We start from the raw sequence: 20,722 nt of genomic DNA, 5'->3' as shown, positions 1-20,722 counted from the left end.
ACAGGGGCACCGTGACCCACCCGTCACCACGTTCGCCCGGGTCGGAGTCGTCGGTTTGTGACGCGGATGTGAGGGGAAAGAGGATAGGCTTGACAACGTGAGTCTGCGCTTCTACGACACCAGTGCCCGACAGGTCCGAGACTTCGTCCCCCTGCGTGAGGGACACGCCTCCCTGTACCTGTGTGGTGCCACGGTGCAGGCACCTCCGCACATCGGTCACATCCGATCCGGGGTGAACTTCGACATCCTGCGCCGTTGGCTGACCCACTCGGGTTACGAGGTCACCTTCTGCCGCAACGTCACGGACATCGACGACAAGATCATCAACGTCGCGTGCGCCGAGGACGTGCCCTGGTGGCGGATCAGCGAGCGCAACCAGCGCGCCTTCACCCACGCCTACGACGTCCTGGGCTGCCTGCCGCCCACCGTCGAGCCGCGCGCCACCGGCCACGTGCCGGAGATGATCGAGCTCATGCAACGGCTCATCGACGCCGGGCACGCCTACGCCGCCGACGACGGTTCCGGTGACGTCTACTTCGACGTGCGCTCCTTCCCGCCCTACGGGGAACTCTCCAACCAGCGGTTGGAGCAGGTGCAGGCCGCGGCCGACTCCGACCCCGACCGGGACAAGCGCGACCCCCGCGACTTCGCCCTGTGGAAGGGCGCCAAGCCCGGGGAGCCCACCTGGCCCACCCCGTGGGGACGCGGCCGCCCCGGCTGGCACCTGGAGTGCTCGGCGATGGCCACCAAGTACCTCGGCCCGTCCTTCGACATCCACGGCGGCGGCCTGGACCTGGTCTTCCCGCACCACGAGAACGAGATGGCCCAGTCCCGCGCCGCCGGTGACGCCTTCGCGCAGTACTGGCTGCACAACGGTCTGCTCAAGATCGGCGGCGAGAAGATGGCCAAGTCGCTCGGCAACTCCATGCGGATCCCGCAGATGCTGGAGAAGGTCCGCGCCGTCGAACTGCGCTACTACCTCGGCCAGGCCCACTACCGCTCCACCATCGACTACTCCGACGAGGCCCTCCGTGAGGCGGCCGTCGCCTACCAGCGGATCGAGGGCTTCCTCACCCGCGCCGTCGAGGTCCTGGGCGAGGTCGCGCCCGCGGCCCGGGTGCCCGCCGAGTTCGCCGCCGCGCTCGACGACGACCTGGGCGTGTCCCAGGCCCTCGCCGTCGTGCACGGGCACGTCCGCGAGGGCAACAGCGCCCTGGCCGCCGGCGGCAAGGAGAAGGCCGCCGAGCTCGCCGGGGAACTGCGCGCCATGCTCGACGTCCTGGGCCTGGACCCGCTGAGCGAACAGTGGTCCTCCGGGGACCACGGGCTGCGCGAGGTCGTCGACGGCCTCGTCGCGGTCGCCCTCGAACAGCGCCAGGCCGCCCGCGCCCGCAAGGACTACGCGGCCGCCGACGCCATCCGCGACGGCCTCGCCGCGGCGGGCGTGGTGGTGGAGGACACCCCGCAGGGGCCGCGCTGGGACCTGCGGAGGGGCTGAACACGGACGGCGTGCGGTGTCCGGAGCGGGGCGGCCCCCCGATTTCCACGGTGGGCCGCCCCCGCATCGGCCGCCGGGTGCGTTCGCGTGCCCGTGGACAACACGTTCGGTGCCGGCCCGGCGGTAGTCTGGGGATTTGCCGCCGCCATCGGCGAAGCGGCACCCCATGCGCCGGAGGACTCTTCCGGCATGCTCGCGATACTTGACGGAGGGACGGCGATCATGCCGGCGAAGAAGAGCAAGAAGGGCCCCACGAAGGGCAGCGGCGGCAAGGGCCGTCGTTCCCTGGAGGCGAAGAAGGGCACCCTGCCCGCCGAGCAGCGGCACTGGTACGACGGTAAGCAGCGTTCCAAGGCGATCCGCCGCGCCACGGCCGAGGGCTCCGGCACCCAGGGGCGTTCCTCTCACACGGACACCGACCGCCGTCGGATCGACTCCGACCTGCTCGTGGGCCGCAACCCCGTCCTGGAGGCGCTCCGCGCCGGGATGCCCGCCAGCCGCCTCTTCCTGTCCAACAGCCTCGACTCCGACGATCGCGTCAACGAGGCGGCCCGCCTCGCCGGTGAGCAGAACGTCGAGGTCCTGGAGGTCACCCGCGCCGAACTCGACCGTCGCTGTGAGAGCAGCGGCCAGCCCGGCGCCGTCCACCAGGGCATGGTCCTGCGTGTGCGCCCCTACCGCTACCAGCTGCCCGAGGAACTGTTGGAGCGGTCGCTGGGCTCCGACGCGCCTCCGCTCATCGTCGCGCTCGACGGTGTCACCGACCCGCACAACCTCGGTGCGATCGCCCGTTCGGCCGCCGCGTTCAACGCCGACGGCCTGCTCATCCCGGAGCGTCGCGCCGCGGGTGTGACCGCCACCGTGTGGAAGACCTCCGCGGGCACCCTGGCCCGCCTGCCCATCGCGCAGGCCACCAACCTCACCCGCGCCCTGGAGACCTTCAAGAAGGCGGGCCTGTTCGTCGTCGGCCTCGACGCCGACGGCGACGCCCTCATCACGGACCTGGACCTGGCCGGCGGACCGCTGGTCGTCGTGGTCGGCTCCGAGGGCAAGGGCCTGTCCCGCCTGGTGCGCGAATCCTGCGACGTGGTCGCGAGCATCCCGATCGGCAACGCCGAGTCGCTCAACGCCTCCGTCGCCGCCGGCGTCTCCCTCTACGAGGTCGCCCGCCTGCGCGCCGCCCAGAACTCCTGATCGTGCCCACCCCCGGTCCCCGACAGGGGGCCGGGATCGATCTCCCACAGGTCAACGGATGATCTTCGCCAAGGTGAAGAACGCTCCCCCCAGGACTCCGAGGGCGGCCAGTAACGCCGTTCCCGTAGGGGCTCCGGACCACGCGGTCGCGGTGCCCACCATGGCGGAGCAGACGAGGCTCCAGAGGGCGATCACGGCGAAACGCGTGCTGACGTGGATGGAATCGTCCGGCTCCGCCGATGACGTTCGCTTCGGGTCTTTCACGATGTGCTCCTCTTTCTGGTCGCACCCGAGATGACCGCACGCTCATACGATGAAGGCACGTGGCGCGGGCGGGAGCACGGCTCGCGAGGACCGAGGGCGTTCTTCGCATGTCTTTCCGCGGCGGGGACATGGGTGATCGGTGGGCTGGACGCCCGGGTGGGGAAGACGTTCACGCGATGGCCGGTGGTCGCCTGTGACCGGCCATCCCTTTCGGCGCCCTGGGCGCCGACCCGCTGCCGCTAGGCCGCCGTACGACCGTTGCGTCGGATGAGAACGGCCTGCAACGGGGCGGCTCGTGCCATCTGTATGACGTAGAGGAAGCGCCGCCCTCCCGGAAGGGAGTGGAGGTCGCTCATCCGCTCTTCGAGCCAATCGTCGCGATGACTGCTCGGTAGGACCCGGGCCAAGGCACGGACGACCCGACGCAGGACGAACAGGGAGGGGAGCGGGCCGCGTTCGGCCAGCGGCTGGGGGATGACGCCATGGCCCGTCACCTCGTGCCGCCCCGAGGCGATCTCCTCCAGAACCTCTCGCGCCGATCCGAGCCTCGACTCGGCCTCTATGACGGCCGCCACCCGCTCGGGCCCGTGTTCTCGGGCGAGGAGCCGGCAGTGCTCCCACAGGACCGAACACCGTTGGCGGCTCTCCTCCAAGCCTTCCGGAGCCTGCTTCGAGGAGGCGATGAAGTCATGGAGTGACAGCGCCGCCTCCAACGCCCGACAGATGATGTTCACGGTGTCGAGACCCGGTGTCGGTGGGCGTGACACGGGTGTTTCCAGCGCCCGTGGAAGCAGTTCGTGAACGGTTTGCAGCAGTCCCAATGTCCTTCGAGCGACGAAAACGGGAGAAGATCGCTCGGACTGGATGTTCCGCAAGCGCTCCTCGTTCAGAGGAGGGCGCTGCGGCAGCGGGGTTCTCGGGGGGCGGAACGATCTCATGCGTTGGCGGGTCCTTCTTCAATGAGGCCCTGTTCCCACCAGCGCCGAACAGCCGCGCTCTGCTGGTGGGCCTCCGCCAGGGCCATGCCGGCCTCACGGGCGCCCTCTCCGGTCAGGCGATAGTACTTCCGTCTCGGTCGCCCGGCGTCGGCCTGCTCATCCGGGGTCTCCCACCGTGAATCGACCCAGCCGCAGTTCACCAGCCTGGTCAGGATCGGGTAGACGGTACCGGCGGCGAGGCCGGTGGCCTCGCACAGTTGTAGGCCGTAGACGGTTTGGGTCGGATCGCTCAGCAGTACACGCAGAACGAGCTGGGTCTGCAAGGTCATCCTCGGAGGGGGCATAGGAGAACTCTATATAGCCCCCGAGGCTCCTGTGGTCCGCCGGATGCCCTGAGGGGGGCGCGGATCCCTCGCTTGGGCCTTTTCGGGGCCATGATTCGTGTGCGGGAAACGTACGGCACAGGCGAAGCGATGTCCGAGGATGATGAAAACCGCCAGATCAAGAAAAATCGTGTCAAGTGTGCTTCCGCCTGCCTGGCACGGGTGAGGCGGGCCCGAGGGAGGGCGAGCGATCCGAGTAGGCCGAAAGGTGCCTCACCCGGTACCATTCGGGAGGACGCGGCTCCCTCCCGGAGCCGAACGACCCGCCGGCGTAGCTCAATTGGCAGAGCAGCCGCCTTGTAAGCGGCAGGTTAGGGGTTCAAGTCCCCTCGCCGGCTCTCACATGGTCTGACCTGGGGCATCTCCGGGCGGTCCACATCACTGCACGTGTGTGATCGCGTGGAGAGCCACCGCTCATGGCTCTTCGCCACCTCCGCCGGAGACCGCGCGACCTGGCCGCCGGACCGTTGAAGCCGCACATCGACTCCTTCGTCCTCTACCTGCTGGCCGAGGGCAGGAGTCGCAAGACCATCACGCTTGACTCGCAGGCCGCCTCCTGGTTCGCGGCCGAGCACCTGCCGGCCGGCGGTCGGCCCACTGACACCGACCGCCGCGTGGACGTCTGTAAGCTCCGTGACAGCGCCCCCTGCGACCGCTCAAGGACACCGGCCTGCGCCGTCAGGAGATCGCCGGACTGCGTATGGGCGAGGTGTCCATCGCGGACCGCCGCGCCGTCATCCCGGGTCTGGGACCGCTGTGGTCACTTCGGGGGCCTCAGAAGTTCCAGGGGCTTCCACAAGGGCCGCGAAGACGACGATGTTGTCCGTGTAGTGCCCGGTGGAGGCATCGAAGCCACCACCGCAGGTGATGAGCCGCAGCTCAGGGCGCTCGGTGTCGCCGTAGACCTCCTCTGTCGGGAAGTCGTGCTTGGCGTGACGTTCCACCGCGTAGACGGTGAAGTCCACCACGGCGCCGTCGGCGCGCTCGATCGAGACGGTGTCCTGGTCCCGCAGCTTTCCCAGCTGGTGGAAGACGGCCGGTCCGGTCGGGGAGTCCAGGTGGCCCGCCAGGACGGCGGGTCCCTTCTGACCGGGCGCGGCACCCCCTGAGTACCACCCGACGTCCTCCCACTCTTTCGGAGCTTCGAGACGACGGTCGTGGCTCAGACCGAGTTCGACCATGTGTGAGGTACGCAGGCCGATCGACGGAGCGGTCAGCGTCATCGGGGCGGAACGCCCCAGTGCGGCGGGTTCCCCGGCCACGGCCGGGACGCTCGGCTCGGCGGTGCGCACGGAACCCGGTGCGCTCACTTCGAAGGACGGCGGAGGCGGAGCGAAAGCCTGACCCAGCCCTACGGTCAGGAGCGCGACGCCGATTCCCGCGTACACGGCCGTGACCGCCACAGCGCTGGAATCGCTGCGGCGGTCGGGACTCGTGTGACGGCCCATCAGCCGTCGTGCCCAGGCTTGCGAGTCAGGATGAGTCCGCCCGCAGCGGCCGCGACGAGGACTCCGCCGCTGGTGAGCAGCCAGAGGTTCGATCCGCCGTCGGCGGTCCCCCCGGCACCGGTGTCGACACCGCCGACCGGCATCTCCTCGTCCCCGTTCGAGTCCTCCTCGGTCGTGTCATCGGTCTCGTCCGTGGTGTCATCTGTGGTCTCGTCCGTGGTGTCGTCGGACTCCGACCCCATGCCGTCGTCCTCCTCGCAGCCGATGCCGTCACCGTCGGCGTCGAAGTTGTGCGGGTCTCCGGGGCTGACCTCGAAGTTGCGCTCTGGGATGTCCGAGCAGTCCACATCCGGCGGCGGTGGCGGGACCGGGTCCTCGGCGAGCGCTGGTGCGGCCGCACCCAGAGCGAGTGCGGTGCCGAAGACCAGGGTCGCGGTAGCGGCCGTCACGGTACGCGTCATGTCCATGTGTTCCCCTTGTGCTCCCGAGGGGGCTCGACGTCGCGCGCTTTGTGCGCACCGGCCCCCGATTCGGTCATCGAATCCGACATAAAGCAATAAACTGGGGGAAATTGCTTGTGCCCGTGCTGCCAAAAAGCCAAACTTTGTCGACATTGGTCCGGACTTCGCGACCGGCGATCTCACTCGCGTGGTGGAACGATGTGCCTTGGTCACGTGTCACCGGCGGCATCACGGTCTCTGATAGGAGCGGGAAATGCTGCTATCGGCTGTTCTCGCCGCACCGAGCGGTCACCGGCAAGGGCGTCTCCACCGAACTCGGTTGTTCCGGGAGACGGGACGCCGGGACGCCTGGGATGCCTGGGACGCACAAGGGTCGTGCCGGGGAGCACACGTGAACCGCATCGGGCCCGTGGTGTCCCCCCGGGCCGTTCGCGGTGGGGACGGGCGGTGGCGCGGCCCCTGCCGTTCGCCTGCCGACGGACCTTCGCGGTGCAGGGACCGCGTCGTGCCGACTGCGGGCCCTGGGACCGGGGGCACTCCCACAGGACCGAGAACGGCGATCAGCCGAAGCGCCGGACCGTGGCCGGTGGGATCCGCCGCCCCGGCCGGGCCGTTCTCGGTGAGGATGATCGGGCACCGGTACGAGAAGCCTCGGGAGAACGCCTCTCCGCCGATGCGCGACCGCGCGGGGGACGGTCGCCTCGAAGGCGGCCGGTCGGGGATCACGGAGCGGAGGAGACGTTCTTCGCCGCGCTTCTCAGGAACCACGACGCGGCCGCCGCCGTGACGACGCCCATCAGGCCGATGCCCATGATCATCAGCACGACGGCCACCAGCCGTCCTTCGAGCGTGACCGGGTAGTAATCCCCGTACCCGACCGTCGTGGCCGTCACCAGCGCCCACCACAGGGCGTCCCCGAGTTCGGTGATGTTCGCGTCGGGCGCCCCCCGTTCGATGTCGAGCACGGTCACCGCCCCCAGGAAGATGGTGAGCGTTGCCGCGCCGCCGACGTAGAGGGAGGCCTTGCCCTCCAGGGAGCCTCCCTGCGCGGAGCGGTTCAGCATGCGCATGAGCGCGAACAGCCGCAGCAGGCGCAGGGTCCGGAACACGGGCATCAGGATCAGGAGGACGTCGTACCAGTGGCGCAGGGCGTACTTCAACCGGTGCTCGCTGAGGTGGACCCGGATGACGAAGTCGGCGCCGAAGGACAGCCAGACCGTCCACGACAGCGTCTCCAGCACGGTGTACAGGTCCGGTTCCAGGTCGGGGTCGATGACGGGCCAGGCGTAGGCGACGAGGAACGCTCCGGCCAGTAGCAGCATCGGAATCTCCGACCTGCGTTCCCATCGGGCCACGCGCTCGCCGTGTTCGTTCTTCGGGGTGGGGGCGTCCTGCTCGGCCATGAAGGCACCGATCTTCGCGCGGGGTCACGGTCACGGGCCGCTTGGACCGCCGAGGTGCGTGGGGCTCGGGGTGCGACCACGGGCATGCGGGGCGAAAGGGTCACTTGTGGCCCCGCTGACTTGGGAGGATACGCCAAGGAGCCCACGGGCGCCGCAGTCGGGTCGGTGAGCGGGGGTGGCCGATGGATCATGCCGGAGGCCTCCGTCCGGTGATCCGGGTGGAGGTTCCCTCGTACGAGCACGATGGCGCGTCCCGCCGCCCGGAAGGGGTTCTTCCAGGAGGGGAGCAGGACGGCCGCCGCGTCCTGGCCGCGGGCACCCGCCGCGGTCGGCGATCCCGAAGGGGAGGTCGAGGTGAGGCCGGCGCCCGGCCGCCTCGACCTCCCACCGGATCGCGGGGTCCGTTCCCGGGTCAGCGGACGACGTCGAAGACCTGCTTCTGAACGCCGTTGGAGTACGCCTCGTGCTCCACGAGTTCGAGCTTGGTGAGGTCCTTGTCGGTGTCGCTGAACAGGCGCTTGCCCGCGCCCAGGAGCAGGGGGAAGACGAGCAGGTGGTAGCGGTCGACCAGGTTCGCGTCGGCGAGGCCGCGGGCCAGGGTGGAGCTGCCGTTGACGATGATCGGCCCGCCCTCGGTCTCCTTGAGGGCGGCGACGTCGTCGAGCGACCGCAGGATCGTGGCGGGCCAGCGCTCGTCCTGCTCGGTCAGGGTGGTGGACACGACGTAGCGGGGCATCGCGTTGTAGCCCGCGAACTCCTCGGTCATCGTGGGCCACACCGGAGCGAACGCCTCGTAGCTGAGGCGGCCCAGCAGCAGGGCGTCCGCCTCGGCCTGCTCGCGGCCCTTGATCTCGTAGGCGGCCTCGTCGAACTCGACGGCCTTGAAGGTCCAGCCGGTGTTGCGGTAGCCGGGTTCGCCGCCAGGGGCCTCCATGACGCCGTCGAGGGAGGTGAACGCGGTGACGATCAGGGTGCGCATGGTGTGTTCCTCACTTCTCGTTCGCTCTTACACTCTCCCGTCGAACGGGCCGCGCGGGATTCGACACCGCGCGAGAAATTTTTTCCGGATCCGGTCGGGGTCGCCGTACGGGGTCAGCGCGGGGTGGGGAGCCGGGTGCTGAGGAGGGAGATGCCGTAGGCGCACAGACAGGCGGCCAGGACCGCCGGGACGAGCCCGAGGGGGCCGCCGAGGAAGGACTCGCCCATGAAGGCGATGCCGACGACGGACGCCGCGATCGGGTTGACGACGGTGGTCACGCCCAGGGGCGAACCGAGTTCCATGCCCTGGTAGGCGGCCTGGGCGAGGAACAGGCCCAGGACGGCGACGACGGCGGTGCCGATGGCCGCCGGGTGCAGGAGCGCGCCTGTTCCGTCGGTGCCGACGACGGTGATGGTGGTCTTGGCGAGCGCGGAGGAGACACCGAAGGCGATGCCCGCCGCGGCGGCGAGCAGGTGGCTGCGCCAGAGGGGCGGGCAACGGCCCGCCACCCAGGCGCCCGAGATGAGCAGGGCGAGGGTGCCGACGGTGACGATGAGCCCGTCGGTGGCGGTCAGGGGTTCACTGCGGCCGTCGGTCATGGCCAGGGCCAGCAGCGCCGTCACGGAGAGGACGGCGAGGAAGGCGCCCAGACGTTCCCGTGGGGTCAGCCGGTGTCCGCCGAGCCGCGCGGCCCAGGGGATCGCGATGACCAGGGTCAGGACGCCCAGCGGCTGCACCACGGTGAGCGGGGCGAAGGCCAGGGCGCCCACCTGGAAGACGGCTCTGGCCCCGTTGAGGAGGACCGATGACCACCACAGGGGGCGGGTCAACAGGGCGGTCAGGGGGCGGCGTTCGGTGAGCGGTCCCGGGAGCAGCACCGCCAGCCTCCACTGGGACACTGCGGCCGCGGCGTAGGCGACGCAGGAGAGGGTGCCCAGGAAGGCGCCGAGCCACACGAAGGGATCCATGCCATGGACCCTTTCGCGCGGGCCGGGTCCGTGTCGTCATACCGGAGGATGAGCGCGGCCGTCTTCGGTAGGGGAACGCCCCTCGTTCCAGCGGCGGACGGTCTCGGGGAAGCGGACGGTCTCGGGGAACGCGTCGACGAGCACGGTCCGGCGCACCGAGGCGTACCCCCGAGGCCGGGGGCGGGTCGGGGACCGTCATGGGAGGAAGGGGCGGTGGAGGCTCGGCGGACCGTGGGCGCACTCCTGATGTCGTCGAAGACGACATCAGATGAGGCCGTTGCGTTGTCACCGTCGATATCAGGGCCGCTTCGGTACGCGGCCTCCTCGGGCGGTCGAACGGGTCCTTCGGGTCCCCTGGGCGTTCGTGCGTCGGTGGCCTCGCCGGCTCATCCGTGGCCGACCCCGGTGGGGATCGGTGCCCGGATCGCGGTCAGGCGTCGGCGACCTCCGGAAGCGCGGCGGCCAGCCGGTCCACCGTCGTGCGCGGGTCGGCGAACCCCTGCCCGAAGACGTAGACCACGGTGATGCCCGACCCGCGCAGCTCCAGGAGTCGTTTGACCAGTTCGTCGCGGTCGACCCCCGGGGTGAGGGAGATGGTCGCCGTCTTCTCGATCTCCTCGTAGGGGCGTCCCACCTCCTCGCAGTGGCGCGCGAGCACGTCGAGTTTGTGCGGCACCTCCGGCCCGCCGAACAGGTTGCAGGCGTCCGCGTACTCGGCCACCAACCGCAGGGTCTTGCGCTCGCCCATCCCGCCGATCATCAGGTAGGGGCGTGGCTCGGACGGCCCGCGCGGGGAGTCGAGCAGGTTCTCCAGCCGGTAGTGCTCCCCCTCGAAGGGCCCGCCCTCCCCGCCCCACATCCGCAGGCAGATCCGCAGGGTCTCCTCCAGCCGCTCGAACCGTTCGGCCACCGGGGGGAAGGGCAGGCCCAGACCGCGGGCCTCCGCCTCGTACCAGGCCGCGCCGATGCCGAGCCCGGCCCGGCCGCCGGAGAGCACGTCCAGGGTGCTGATCTGCTTGGCCAGCACCCCCGGTCGGTGGTAGACGACACCGGTGACCAGCGTGTGCAGCAACACCCGCTCGGTGTGCGCGGCCAGGAAACCCAGCGTGGTGTAGGCCTCCAACATGGCGTTCTCCGCCGGACCGAGATCACCGCCCAGTTGCCGGTAATGGTCCATCACCGTGATCCGGGCGATCCCCGAGGCCTCGGCGTGCCGGGCCGTGTCGGCGAGCCGCCCGCCGAGTTCGGGGACACCGCCGTCCCAGGTGAAGTCGGCGACGTGCAACCCGAGTTCCATAGGCCCTCCAGAGGGGGAAGGATCAGGCCGGGGTCCTCCGGCCGGATTCCAGTCTCACCCCTGGAGCCGGTCGACTCCAGTGTCTTTCGGGGTCTGTGGAGAACCCGCCGTCGCACTCCGGCGGTCCCGCCGGTCAGGGAGCCGTGCGGGTTCCGTGGGATCCGTGCAGGCCGTGCCCCTCCATGACGACAGGACGTACTCCCGTGCGACCGATCCCCCCGACCCGCCCCGGGACCCCATGAGCGATCACGTGATCGGGTTCCTCTCCGGTATCGGGCTCACCCTGCTCTTCTCCCTCCTCGCATGGGTCTTCTGGCGGCACTTCGACCGGATGCAGATGCGCCTGATGTCCCGCGTGCTCCCGGTCCTGGGCACCGACGAGGAGGAGTACCTGAAGAGCCGCGGGCACCGGTTCAACAAGTACTGGATGGTGGGCTTCTTCGTGTTCCTCGCCCTGGTCACCCTGTACTCCCTGGTGAGGCTCATCGGGACCCTCCTCGGTTAGGATGCCCGGCATGTCCCTTCCCGCGCCCCGGAGGCCCCACCGGTGAACACCTCCTCGATCGTCTCCTGGGTGCTCTTCGTGGCGGTCTTCGCGTTGACCCGCGCCCTCACCCGGGACCCGTACGCCGACCTGCTCGGCCCCGGTCTCGTCGCGACCCTGGCCTCCTTCGGCACCGCCATCGCCCTGGGGCTGCTGATCCTCGTCGCCGTCCAGCGCTTCTCCGGTCGCTCGCGGCCGGAGTGAACCGGGGCGGCTCCGGCCCGGTCCGCTCCCGCGGGTCCCACACGGACGGGGCTGCGTGGGTCGGCGGTGTGCGCGGCCGATGCCCGTCACCGCCGGTCGGACAGAACGTCCGTTCGGCCCCGGCCGCGAACGGAACGGCGGTACCCCCTCGGGAGCGCCGAGGGGTCTCCACGTGGAGCGGATGTGGCCCGCGCACCGGGAGACCGCGCGGAGCCGCCGGTGTGGGGGAGAACGCTCGATGAGCGTTCGGCCGAACCCCTCCACGTCGTCCACCGACTGCTCGGTGGGTAACGGAAAAGCCCCAGGACAAAGGGATGTGGATCTTTCCGGCCGCGCGGGACCCTAGACTCCTAGGCGTGAGGAATACGAGCCCGGGAGGACGCCGGGTGACGCGGGGCGATCGTGACCGTCGGCGGGACGGGATCCCGCGGATCGCGATGGAGGTCTCCGCGGCGCGCGGTCACGACAAGGCCTCCCTCGCCGAGATCTCCGACCGCGTCGGCCTCACCCGGGTCGGGGCCCTCCACCACCTCCCGTGCGAGGCGGACCCGCTCACCGGGGTCCCGGACCTGCGCGACGCCACCGCCGAACACGGCGCCGACCGCCCGCGCGGACGCGCGTTCCCGCGCCACCTCGTCCGGACCATCCGTGCCGACACCGAGTGCCAGGGCACCGTCCGTCTCCACACGGCGCCCTCCTCGGAGAGCGTCACCGACGATCACCCCGCCCGTGAGTACGTCCAGGGCCGCTACGGCGGACTGCGCCGTATGGTCGCCGACGCTTCGGCGGAGTCCCGCGACGACGGCGAGATCGCCGCCGACCTCGACACCGGGCGGACCGCCGCCTCGATCATCGCCGTCATGGACGGACTCCGGGTGCAGGGGCCGCCGCGTCCCGACGCCGTCGACGGGGCCGCCACCGCGTCCCACGCCATCGGCCGCCTGACCGGGGCCGATCCCTCCGGGCACGAGAAGGTGGAGGAGCGGTGAGGGAAGCGGTCGAGCGGTTGTACACGGTGTTCGCACGCCATCGTCTGGCGGCGCGCATCGATGGCTGCCCGCACTGCGTCACCGACGAGGACGAACACCTGCTGCGCCGGTCCCCCCTGCGCGAACTCGGCGAGGCCGACCTGAGCCGGTTCGTCGCCAAGGCCATCACCACCTGGGGGAACGTCGACGACCTGCGCCACTTCCTGCCGCGCATCCTCGACCTCGCCCTGCCCGGCGGTGGCGTCATCGAGATCGACACCGTCGCCGCGAAACTGGACCTGGCCCGCTGGTGGGAATGGCCGATGGACGAACGCGACGCCGTCCGCGCCTGCTTCGCCGCCCTGTGGCGGCGCACCCTCGATCGCGAACCCGAGGAACGCCCCGCCGTCCTGCTCCTGGACACGCTCGCGACCGCCTTCGACGATCTGGCCCCGTTCCTGGACGCCTGGACCGCCCGGCTGCACCGGTGGGCCGACCACCACCCGGCCGTGCGTCAGTTCGCCGACACCGCGGGCACCATCGTGGCCACCTCGCCGACGCTGCGTCATCCCCAGGTGGTCGTCTGGCTGCTCACGCTGCTGCCCCACCTCGAACTCCTCTTCAAGGAGATCGAGGACGTCGATCTCGGCCTGGCCGAGGCCATCCTCGACACCCATGATCAACTCGTGCTCCTGCGCGGCACCGTCAGCCCGCGCTGAGCCCCCACGACCCCCGCCTCCCACGATCCCGGACCCCCGTACCGGCCACGCGCACGGGCCCGCCCCCGAGGGGGACGGGCCCGCACGCGTTCACGTCAGCGGCCGTCGCCGATCACCGCCGCGGCGACCGGAGTCGGCGCCTGCGCGTAGGAGTCGAACTCCATCGTGAAGGACGCCCGACCCGAGGTCCGGCTCCGCAGATCGCCCACGTAGCCGAACATCTCCGCCAACGGCACCACCGCGGACACGACCCGGGCACCGCGCCGCTCCGTCAACGACCGGACCCGACCGCGCCGGGCGTTGAGGTCGCCGATCACATCGCCCAGGCACTCCTCGGGCGTGGTCGCCTCGACGGCCATCACCGGCTCCAGCAACACCGGATCGGCCAGGGCCAGCGCCGCCTTCATCGCGTCGAGCCCCGCGGTCCGGAACGCCTGCTCGGAGGAGTCCTCGGTGTGGAACGCGCCGTCCAACAGGCGCACCCGCACTCCGGTCACCTCATGGCCGGCCAGGACGCCGATCCGCAGCGCGTCCCGACACCCCTGGTCCACCGCGGGGACGAACTCCCGGGGCACCCGACCACCGGTGACCTCGCTGACGAACGCGTATCCGCCCTCGAACGGCTCCACGGTGATCCGCACCCGTGCGAACCGACCCTTGCCACCGGTCTGCTTCCGGTGCGTGTGGTCGAGCGACTCCACGACCCGCCGGATCGTCTCCCGGTAGGCGACCCGGGGCCGCCCCACCCGGGCGTCCACCCGGAACTCCCGCAGCAGCCGGGCGATCTGGATCTCCAGATGCAGCTCGCCCATGCCGCCCAGGATCGTCTGGCCGCTCTCGGCGTCGGTGCGCACCCGAAGGGACGGATCCTCCTCGGCCAGTCGGACGATGGCCTCGGAGAGCCGGTCCCGGTCGGCGCGGGACCGGGGCTCCACCGCGACCTCGATGACCGGGTCGGGGAAGTCCATGGAGTCCAGCACGATCGGATCCGCCGCGTCGCACAGGGTCTCGCCGGTGGTGGTCCGGCGCAGCCCCATGACGGCGACGATGTCACCGGCGACCGCCGAGGCGATCTCCTCACGGGTCGCGGCGTGCACGCGATAGATCTTGCCGATCCTCTCCTTGTCCCCTCGCAGCGGATTGTGCACCCGTTCACCGGTGGTCAACCGACCGGAGTACAGGCGGACGAACGTGAGCCGGCCCAGGTGCGGGTCGCTCGTGATCTTGAAGGCCAACGCCGCCAGCGGCGCGTCCTCGGACGGAGGGCGTCGTACCGCCGCCGCCGGATCCCTCGGGTGGACCCCCGCCACCTCCCCCGCGTCGAGCGGGGAGGGCAGATAGCGGACCACGGCGTCCAGCAGCGGTTGCACGCCCTTGTTCTTGAACGCGGTGCCGCACAGCACCGGCGTCACGGTGAGGGGACCGCCGACCGAGCCGACGGTGACCCGCCGGATCGCCGCGTGCAGCGCCTCCTCGTCGGGTTCCTCGCCTCGGACGTACGGTTCCATCAGCGCGTCGTCGTGCTCGGCGACGGCCTCCACCAGGCGGTCCCGCCACCGTCGCGCCTCACCGACCAGGTGGTCGGGGACGGCGACGACGTCATGGGCCTCGCCCAGGTCGGTATCGGCCGACCACGTCAGGGCGCGCATGCCGACCAGGTCGATCACGCCACGGAAGCCCGCCTCCGCGCCGATCGGCAGGTGCAGCACCAGCGGCACGGCGCCCAGACGGTCGCCGATCATCTCGACGCAGCGCGCCATGTCGGCGCCGACCCGGTCCATCTTGTTGACGAAACAGATCCGGGGGACGCCGTACCGGTCGGCCTGACGCCACACCGTCTCGGACTGCGGCTCGACACCGGCCACCGCGTCGAACACCGCGACCGCGCCGTCCAGGACGCGCAGGCACCGCTCCACCTCGACCGTGAAGTCGATGTGGCCCGGGGTGTCGATGAGGTTCACGGTGTGGACCGTGCCGTCGACCGCCCAGCGGCAGGTCACCGCCGCCGAGGCGATGGTGATGCCGTGCTCGCGCTCCTCCGGCAGGAAGTCGGTGGCGGTGGTGCCGTCGTGGACCTCGCCGACCTTGTGGGAGGAGCCGGTGTAGTACAGGATGCGCTCGGTGGTGGTCGTCTTGCCCGCGTCGATGTGGGCCATGATCCCGATGTTGCGGACCGCGGCCTGTTCCATCCGTGTGGTGGCCATGGGGTGCCCGTTCCTCTCCGGTGTCGTCGGGGCGACCAAGGGCGGTGCGCGCATGCCTGTGCGGCCGTGGGTACGGCCTGCCGCCTTCTGGGAGGGTAGGGTTCGCGATCCCCGACGGGCCAACGGTTTTCGGGCTTCACGGCACGAGAAGGGCGGCGGGTCCGCGACCCGTCGCCCTTCTCGACGCCCCGTCACTCCACCGGGCGCCGGGGCTCCACCACGGTGTTCGGCCCCGGGTGGATGAGCCGTTCCTCGCCGTCGGGAAAGCGCACCAGGTAGGGCGGCCCGTTCCGGGCGCCGCGCACCTCGATGATCTCCCCGACGTCCTGACCGTCGCTGCTGGTGACCCCGTGCGTGTGGACGTGGTCGCCGACGTTCGCGCGCATGTTCCCCCCGTTCCGGCCGGCCCTCGACCGGCCCGTACTCCGGCTCTACCCGTCCCCGCTCCGGACCGAACCGGCCCGGAGCCGTGCACGCGGCCGGCCGTACGAACGCCGTCGGGCCCCGAGAGGTCCCCGTCGTCCGTCCGTACGCCCCCGGAACGGGTGCGCCGAGGATCCTCCCCGAAGTGCCGGTGCCGGTGCCGGTGCCGGTGCCGTGCCCCGGTGTGCCCGGCGGGGTCGCGTGGATTCCGGGGAGACCACCGGGGAGCGGGGCGACGGGTCGCGGCGGTGGGCTTCAGCGGGGGATGAGACCGGTGACCAGGACGTCGATGATGCGGGGCAGCGACCGGTCGATCTCGTCGGGCGGGGTGGTCGAGTTGAGGACCGCGAACCCGTGCAGGGTCGCGGCCACCGTGAACGCGATGGACTCCGGGTCGCCCGCGGCGACCTCCCCCGCCCGCTGACCCTCGGCGATCATGCCCAGCACGGTCTCCAGCAGGTGGCCGATCGCCGCCGTGAGTTCCTCGGGGGAGTCGGGCGCGTGTTTGCGCGCGTACATGAGGTCGAGCAGGGCGGTGTTGCCCAGGGCGAACGCGACGTACACACGGCCCATGGCGAGCAGTCCGCTGCGGGTGTCCCCGGATTCGGAGGCCGCGGCGTCCAGTCGCTCGGTGAGGCGCTCGAAACCGCTGAGGGCCAGTGCGTCCAGCAGGGCGGTCTTGTCACGGAAGTGACGACTGGGGGCGGCGTGGCTCACCCCCGCCTCACGTGCGAGTTCGCGTAGGGACAGCGCGTTCGGTCCGCGCTCGGCCAGGGTGCGCTCGGCACCGGCGAGCAGGGCCGCGCGCAGGTCTCCGTGGTGGTAGGGACGACCGGTCATGGGTCCAGCATAAACGGATGTTTACGGCGTCAACATTGTTGTCATTGACAACTTCGCTCCGGGTTGTCTACCGTGAGGGAATGGACACCACACCCGTCGCCCTTCCCGACCTCACCGGACGTACGGCGATCGTCACCGGAGCCAACAGCGGTCTGGGCCTGGAGACCACGCGGATCCTGGCCGGGGCCGGCGCCCGTGTCGTCATGGCCGTGCGTGACGAGGCCAAGGGGCGCGCCGCCGCCGAAGGCATCCGCGGAGAGACCGAGGTGCGCCGCCTGGACCTGGCCGACCTGGCCTCCGTGCGGACCTTCGCCGCGGGCTGGACCGATGACATCCACCTCCTCGTCAACAACGCCGGCATCATGGCCGTCCCCAAGGCGCGGACGGTCGACGGCTTCGAGCTCCAGTTCGGGGTCAACCACTTCGGCCACTTCGCCCTCACCAACCTGCTCCTGGGCCAGGTGACCGGCCGGGTGGTCACCATCTCCTCGGGGCTGCACGCCTCGGTGCCGGGCATCGACTTCGACGACGTCGACTTCGAGCGCGGCTACACCCCCTATCGCGCCTACGGTCGGTCCAAGCTGGCCAACCTGCTCTTCACCCTCGAACTCCAGCGCCGCCTCACCGAGGTCGGCTCCCCGGTGCTGTCGGTGGCCGCCCACCCCGGCTACGCCGCCACCAACCTCCAGGGACAGGCAGCCAACCCGTTGTCGCGGGCGTTCACCGCCATCGGCAACAGGCTGTTCGCGCAGAGTGCCGCCGCCGGCGCCCTGCCCACGATCTACGCCGCCACTCAGCGGATGCCTCCGGCCGGGTTCGCCGGCCCCCGGGGCGGTATGCGCGGCGCCCCCACCCTGTGCGGGCGCAGCCCGGCGGCCAAGGACGGGGGCGCCGCCCGCCGGCTGTGGGAGCTGTCGGAGGAGCGCACCGGGGTCACCTTTCCGATCAAGGCCTGAGCCCTCGGCCCCGCACACGCGAGGAGGGCCCGCGTCGACGGGCCCTCCTCCGTTCAACGCGCGGTCAGGGGACGAGGGTCAACTCGTCCACCGCCGCCGCGCGCACCGCGTCCTCGGTGAACGCGAACGGCATCGTCTCCCCACGACCCCACGGCTCCAACTGGTCGTCGTAGTGGGGATGGAAGGCGTGCCCGGAGTTGCCGGTCAGGTGGACCCAGGTGGAGGCGTCACGATCGGACAGGTCGACGACCATGCGCATCGACGGCACCGCCGTGATCGCGTACCCCTCCTTGTCGTCCCAGCCGGTGGCGTTGACGATCGCCGAGCCGCCCGAGCTCTCCACCGGACCCCGGTTGAACAGCCACTCGACGGGCCCGATGCCCGACGTGCCGAACGACTGGTGGGTCGCGGTCAGGATGTGCAGGTCGCCCCACCGCCAGTCGGCGGGGTCGTCCCCGAGCAGCCCGGTCAGCTCCTCGGCGGCGGCCTCCATCGCGGCGGCCAGCACCTCGTCGCGGCCGCTCGCCTCCTCGCCCTCCCACCACTCGGAGTCGGGGTCCTCCAACAGGTCGGCCACCACGTACATGCCGCGTGAGTTGCCGGTCATGGCGACCGGCTCCAGCTCGTCGAACAGCAACGGCAGCAGATGCCGCCAGGTGGCCTGGTAGAACGCCGCGCCGGCGGAGTCCGGCTCGGTGTACAGGTCCCAGTCGACCAACAGCTCCCGCGCCCGCGCGGCCGTGCCCTCGACCTCGACGTCCACCAGGTGGGGAACGATGGCGACGGCGCCGCCGTGGTACGAGTCCATGTGGATGCGCGACATGTCCTCCCCGTCCACCGGGCCCTCGGCGATCGCCTCCTCCAGCAGGTCGTTGATGCGCTGGGAGCGGTAGCCGTAGTCCCAGTCGTCGGTGAGCAGGTGCGGGTAGTCGGCGTCCACCCCGGACTGGTTGGCCGTGACGATGAACCCGGACGCGGGGTTGTGGACGCTGGGGAGCTCCTCGAAGGGGATGAACTCCTTCCAGTCGTAGTCGGAGTCCCAGCCGGGGGCCGGGTAACGGCCGTCGCCCTTGCCGCGGACCGGAACGACGCCGGGGGCCTGGTAGCCGATGTTGCCCTCGTCGTCGGCGTAGACGAGGTTCTGGGCGGGTACGTCGAACCCGCTGGCCGCCACCCGGAAGTCCTCCCAGTCGCGGGCGCGGTTCATGACGAACAGGGCGTCGCCGGTGGTGCCGGGCGTGAGCGCGGTCCACTGGAGGGCCACCGCGTACTCGGCCCCCTCCTCGGCGCCCTCCAGCGTCGGCTCCTCGGCGATACCGGCCAGGTCCTCACCGGCGGCGGTGTCCGACAGCAGCGGGCCGTGGTGGGTCGAGCGGACGGTGATCTCCACGTCCTCGCCGTCGGCGACCTCGACGGTCTCGGTCCGGATCTCCAGGGGACGGGCCTCGCCGTCGACGATGTAGGAGTCGCCCTCGACGCGTTCGACGAACAGATCCATCACGTCGGGGTTGAGGTTGGTGAATCCCCAGGCGATCGACTCGTTCTGGCCGATGACCACGCCGGGCAGCCCGGAGAAGCCGAACCCGGCGACGTCGAACGGGCAGGCCTCGGTCAACTCGGTGCAGTGCAGCCCGACCTGGTGCCAGGTGGAGGGCATCGCCGCGCCCAGGTGGGGGTCGTTGGCCAGCAGGGGCAGACCCGACGCGGTGTGCTCACCGCCGACGACCCACGAGTTGGAGCCCAGGTCGGGGCTGCTCTTGGGGCCGAGCATCTCGGGCAGCGCCAGAGCGCGGGCGTACACGTCGTCGACGGCGGCCACGGCCTCCTCGGGCAGCGCGGGGCGGTCTGTGTCCGGGGCCCGCCGTTCGTCGGCCTCCCCGCGCAGGTCGGCCTCGGCGCCCAGCAGCTCGTCGGTGTCGGTGATCGGCAGGTGCTCCTCGTAGGGGTACTCCGGGTACAGTTCGGCGATCCGCTCCTCGGTGAGGCCGGCGGCGAGCAGCCGCGCCCGCTCCGTCTCCTCGCGCATGTTGCCGCCCAGGTCCCAGGCCATGGCCTTGAGCCAGGCCAGGCTGTCCACGGGGTCCCACGGTTCGATGGTGTGGCCGCCGTTGAGCGCGTTCAGCAGGGCGTACTCCAGGCTCGCCTCGGCCCCGTCGTTCTCGTCCAGCCAGGCGTTGACGCCTGCGGCGTAGGCGTCGAGGTACCCCCGGCTCTCGGGGGCCAGCAGGTCGTACTCCTGCTCGGCGACGTGACGCCAGCCCATGGTGCGCAGGTAGACGTCGGTGTCCACCTGTCCTTCGCCGAAGAGCTCGGCGGTCCGCCCGGCCGTCACGTGGCGGCGGAAGTCCATCTCCCAGAACCGGTCCTGGGCGTGGACGAAGCCCTGCGCCATGAACAGGTCGTGCGCGTCGTCGGCGTAGACGTGGGGGACGCCGTACCCGTCGCGCAGTACCGTGACCGGGGCGTTCAGGCCGGGAAGGGCGAGATCACCGGACGTTTGCGGGAACGACCTGCGCACGGTCCACACCCCGAGGAGCGCGCCGACCAGGGCGAGCACCACAAAAGTCGACAGAACGCCCAGAAATACACGAAAGAGGACACGTTTACGCAATACACCCATGTCGGAACCTTAGGGTGTCACGGCTCACACTCTCTAGGGCCGCGTGGTGAGGGAATCCAATTGTTACCTGTGGGTAAAACCGCTCATGGGAGCCGGGTCCGGGCCGACGGGAACACGGTCGCGGACACCGCCACGGCCGTGAACACGGAGTGGGTCGACGCCTCCGGCGGCCGTCGGGCGTCGGTCCCGTGAGGAACCCCCGGCCGTCCTTCCACGACTCCGGGCTCCCCAGGTCGGGGGCCGTCTCCGGGCGGTCCTCGGCCAGCTCCGGGGATCCCGGTCTCACCGTAGAGGCGGGTGGCGGTACGGGTCTCCTCCGCTGCCGCGTCCCGCGCGGTGCCGACGGGGGGCTCCCCTCCGGCCCCGCGGGCACCGAGGGCGATGGTCGGGACGGGGTCGGCGGCTAGGCTG

General features: G+C 70.9%; 20 protein-coding genes and 1 tRNA gene. 8 read left to right on the top strand and 13 right to left on the bottom strand.

The annotated features are described in order from the left end of the window. Positions 1 to 97: 97 nt before the first annotated feature. Together cysS and rlmB are read left to right on the top strand one after the other, a co-directional pair. Positions 98 to 1,498, top strand: a complete 1,401-nt coding sequence (cysS, locus tag PWG71_RS05515; protein WP_274808414.1) for a cysteine--tRNA ligase — start codon at positions 98 to 100, stop codon at positions 1,496 to 1,498. 222 nt (positions 1,499 to 1,720) lie between these two features. Next, positions 1,721 to 2,692, top strand: coding sequence for a 23S rRNA (guanosine(2251)-2'-O)-methyltransferase RlmB (rlmB, locus tag PWG71_RS05510; protein ID WP_274808487.1), 972 nt, complete (start codon positions 1,721 to 1,723; stop codon positions 2,690 to 2,692). Positions 2,693 to 2,743: 51 nt separating this feature from the next. On the opposite strand, the gene PWG71_RS05505 is transcribed toward rlmB, so the two are convergent. The 3 genes from PWG71_RS05505 to PWG71_RS05495 form a co-directional block, all read right to left on the bottom strand. After that, positions 2,744 to 2,956, bottom strand: a complete 213-nt coding sequence (locus tag PWG71_RS05505; protein ID WP_274808413.1) for a hypothetical protein — start codon at positions 2,954 to 2,956, stop codon at positions 2,744 to 2,746. Between the two features lie 239 nt (positions 2,957 to 3,195). Further along, positions 3,196 to 3,723 (bottom strand): hypothetical protein, encoded by a 528-nt coding sequence (locus PWG71_RS05500; protein ID WP_274808412.1) that lies wholly within the window; start codon positions 3,721 to 3,723, stop codon positions 3,196 to 3,198. 167 nt (positions 3,724 to 3,890) lie between these two features. Continuing rightward, entirely contained in the window at positions 3,891 to 4,223 is a 333-nt protein-coding gene (locus PWG71_RS05495; RefSeq protein ID WP_274808411.1) for a PadR family transcriptional regulator, read from the bottom strand. Positions 4,224 to 4,542: 319 nt separating this feature from the next. Between PWG71_RS05495 and PWG71_RS05490 the strand changes: the two genes are divergently transcribed. Further along, positions 4,543 to 4,615, top strand: a tRNA-Thr gene (locus tag PWG71_RS05490). Positions 4,616 to 5,011: 396 nt separating this feature from the next. On the opposite strand, the gene PWG71_RS05485 is transcribed toward PWG71_RS05490, so the two are convergent. The 6 genes from PWG71_RS05485 to PWG71_RS05460 all read right to left on the bottom strand — a co-directional run bounded on the left by PWG71_RS05485 (position 5,012) and on the right by PWG71_RS05460 (position 10,833). Beyond that, the gene (locus PWG71_RS05485; RefSeq protein WP_274808410.1) at positions 5,012 to 5,587 is read right to left on the bottom strand and encodes a class F sortase; all 576 of its coding nucleotides are present in this window, start codon (positions 5,585 to 5,587) and stop codon (positions 5,012 to 5,014) included. Between the two features lie 137 nt (positions 5,588 to 5,724). Next, positions 5,725 to 6,192, bottom strand: a complete 468-nt coding sequence (locus PWG71_RS05480; protein ID WP_274808409.1) for a hypothetical protein — start codon at positions 6,190 to 6,192, stop codon at positions 5,725 to 5,727. A gap of 716 nt (positions 6,193 to 6,908) precedes the next feature. Further along, positions 6,909 to 7,589: a potassium channel family protein gene (locus PWG71_RS05475; protein WP_274808408.1), complete on the bottom strand. Its 681-nt coding sequence runs from the start codon at positions 7,587 to 7,589 to the stop codon at positions 6,909 to 6,911. 412 nt (positions 7,590 to 8,001) lie between these two features. Further along, a complete protein-coding gene (locus tag PWG71_RS05470; protein WP_274808407.1) occupies positions 8,002 to 8,568 on the bottom strand; it encodes a dihydrofolate reductase family protein in 567 nt (188 codons plus the stop codon). Between the two features lie 113 nt (positions 8,569 to 8,681). After that, positions 8,682 to 9,536 (bottom strand): DMT family transporter, encoded by an 855-nt coding sequence (locus tag PWG71_RS05465; protein WP_274808406.1) that lies wholly within the window; start codon positions 9,534 to 9,536, stop codon positions 8,682 to 8,684. 430 nt (positions 9,537 to 9,966) lie between these two features. Then, on the bottom strand, positions 9,967 to 10,833 hold the full coding sequence (locus tag PWG71_RS05460) for an LLM class F420-dependent oxidoreductase (RefSeq protein WP_274808405.1): 867 nt from the start codon (positions 10,831 to 10,833) through the stop codon (positions 9,967 to 9,969). A 238-nt stretch (positions 10,834 to 11,071) separates the two neighbouring features. Between PWG71_RS05460 and PWG71_RS05455 the strand changes: the two genes are divergently transcribed. The 4 genes from PWG71_RS05455 (at position 11,072) to PWG71_RS05440 (ending at position 13,268) form a co-directional block, all read left to right on the top strand. Further along, positions 11,072 to 11,338, top strand: a complete 267-nt coding sequence (locus tag PWG71_RS05455) for a hypothetical protein (RefSeq protein WP_274808404.1) — start codon at positions 11,072 to 11,074, stop codon at positions 11,336 to 11,338. A gap of 42 nt (positions 11,339 to 11,380) precedes the next feature. Further along, complete coding sequence (locus PWG71_RS05450; RefSeq protein WP_274808403.1) at positions 11,381 to 11,581, top strand: hypothetical protein; 201 nt, start codon at positions 11,381 to 11,383, stop codon at positions 11,579 to 11,581. A gap of 356 nt (positions 11,582 to 11,937) precedes the next feature. After that, positions 11,938 to 12,570 carry a TetR family transcriptional regulator C-terminal domain-containing protein gene (locus PWG71_RS05445; protein ID WP_274808402.1) on the top strand — a complete coding sequence of 211 codons (633 nt, stop codon included), beginning with the start codon at positions 11,938 to 11,940 and terminating at the stop codon, positions 12,568 to 12,570. Continuing rightward, positions 12,567 to 13,268 carry a hypothetical protein gene (locus PWG71_RS05440; protein WP_274808401.1) on the top strand — a complete coding sequence of 234 codons (702 nt, stop codon included), beginning with the start codon at positions 12,567 to 12,569 and terminating at the stop codon, positions 13,266 to 13,268. Before PWG71_RS05445 ends, PWG71_RS05440 begins: the two co-directional genes overlap by 4 nt. Positions 13,269 to 13,363: 95 nt before the next feature. Here PWG71_RS05440 and fusA read toward each other — a convergent pair whose 3' ends face one another. The 3 genes from fusA to PWG71_RS05425 all read right to left on the bottom strand — a co-directional run bounded on the left by fusA (position 13,364) and on the right by PWG71_RS05425 (position 16,735). Continuing rightward, entirely contained in the window at positions 13,364 to 15,472 is a 2,109-nt protein-coding gene (gene fusA, locus PWG71_RS05435; protein ID WP_274808400.1) for an elongation factor G, read from the bottom strand. Between the two features lie 191 nt (positions 15,473 to 15,663). Then, on the bottom strand, positions 15,664 to 15,858 hold the full coding sequence (locus tag PWG71_RS05430; protein ID WP_274808399.1) for a DUF1918 domain-containing protein: 195 nt from the start codon (positions 15,856 to 15,858) through the stop codon (positions 15,664 to 15,666). A gap of 292 nt (positions 15,859 to 16,150) precedes the next feature. Next, positions 16,151 to 16,735 carry a TetR/AcrR family transcriptional regulator gene (locus tag PWG71_RS05425; RefSeq protein WP_274808398.1) on the bottom strand — a complete coding sequence of 195 codons (585 nt, stop codon included), beginning with the start codon at positions 16,733 to 16,735 and terminating at the stop codon, positions 16,151 to 16,153. 80 nt (positions 16,736 to 16,815) lie between these two features. Here PWG71_RS05425 and PWG71_RS05420 point away from each other — a divergent pair, with 80 nt between their 5' ends. Then, positions 16,816 to 17,691, top strand: a complete 876-nt coding sequence (locus PWG71_RS05420) for an oxidoreductase (protein WP_274808397.1) — start codon at positions 16,816 to 16,818, stop codon at positions 17,689 to 17,691. A gap of 64 nt (positions 17,692 to 17,755) precedes the next feature. Here PWG71_RS05420 and PWG71_RS05415 read toward each other — a convergent pair whose 3' ends face one another. Further along, positions 17,756 to 20,311, bottom strand: coding sequence for a penicillin acylase family protein (locus tag PWG71_RS05415; RefSeq protein WP_274808396.1), 2,556 nt, complete (start codon positions 20,309 to 20,311; stop codon positions 17,756 to 17,758). Positions 20,312 to 20,722 lie beyond the last annotated feature (411 nt).

Source organism: Nocardiopsis sp. N85, assembly GCF_028882275.1.
Lineage (GTDB): Bacteria > Actinomycetota > Actinomycetes > Streptosporangiales > Streptosporangiaceae > Nocardiopsis > Nocardiopsis lambiniae.
The sequence above is the reverse complement of the archived record's forward strand: the minus strand, read 5'-3'. Positions and strand labels throughout refer to the sequence as shown.

Excerpts from the sequence above, each read along its gene's own strand:
- rlmB (WP_274808487.1), top strand. The coding sequence starts at position 1,721 with ATGCCGGCGAAGAAGAGCAAGAAGGGCCCCACGAAGGGCAGCGGCGGC.
- PWG71_RS05495 (WP_274808411.1), bottom strand. The coding sequence starts at position 4,223 with ATGACCTTGCAGACCCAGCTCGTTCTGCGTGTACTGCTGAGCGATCCG.
- PWG71_RS05480 (WP_274808409.1), bottom strand. The coding sequence starts at position 6,192 with ATGGACATGACGCGTACCGTGACGGCCGCTACCGCGACCCTGGTCTTC.
- PWG71_RS05475 (WP_274808408.1), bottom strand. The coding sequence starts at position 7,589 with ATGGCCGAGCAGGACGCCCCCACCCCGAAGAACGAACACGGCGAGCGC.
- PWG71_RS05470 (WP_274808407.1), bottom strand. The coding sequence starts at position 8,568 with ATGCGCACCCTGATCGTCACCGCGTTCACCTCCCTCGACGGCGTCATG.
- PWG71_RS05465 (WP_274808406.1), bottom strand. The coding sequence starts at position 9,536 with ATGGATCCCTTCGTGTGGCTCGGCGCCTTCCTGGGCACCCTCTCCTGC.
- PWG71_RS05460 (WP_274808405.1), bottom strand. The coding sequence starts at position 10,833 with ATGGAACTCGGGTTGCACGTCGCCGACTTCACCTGGGACGGCGGTGTC.
- PWG71_RS05455 (WP_274808404.1), top strand. The coding sequence starts at position 11,072 with ATGAGCGATCACGTGATCGGGTTCCTCTCCGGTATCGGGCTCACCCTG.
- fusA (WP_274808400.1), bottom strand. The coding sequence starts at position 15,472 with ATGGCCACCACACGGATGGAACAGGCCGCGGTCCGCAACATCGGGATC.
- PWG71_RS05430 (WP_274808399.1), bottom strand. The coding sequence starts at position 15,858 with ATGCGCGCGAACGTCGGCGACCACGTCCACACGCACGGGGTCACCAGC.
- PWG71_RS05425 (WP_274808398.1), bottom strand. The coding sequence starts at position 16,735 with ATGACCGGTCGTCCCTACCACCACGGAGACCTGCGCGCGGCCCTGCTC.
- PWG71_RS05420 (WP_274808397.1), top strand. The coding sequence starts at position 16,816 with ATGGACACCACACCCGTCGCCCTTCCCGACCTCACCGGACGTACGGCG.
- PWG71_RS05415 (WP_274808396.1), bottom strand. The coding sequence starts at position 20,311 with ATGGGTGTATTGCGTAAACGTGTCCTCTTTCGTGTATTTCTGGGCGTT.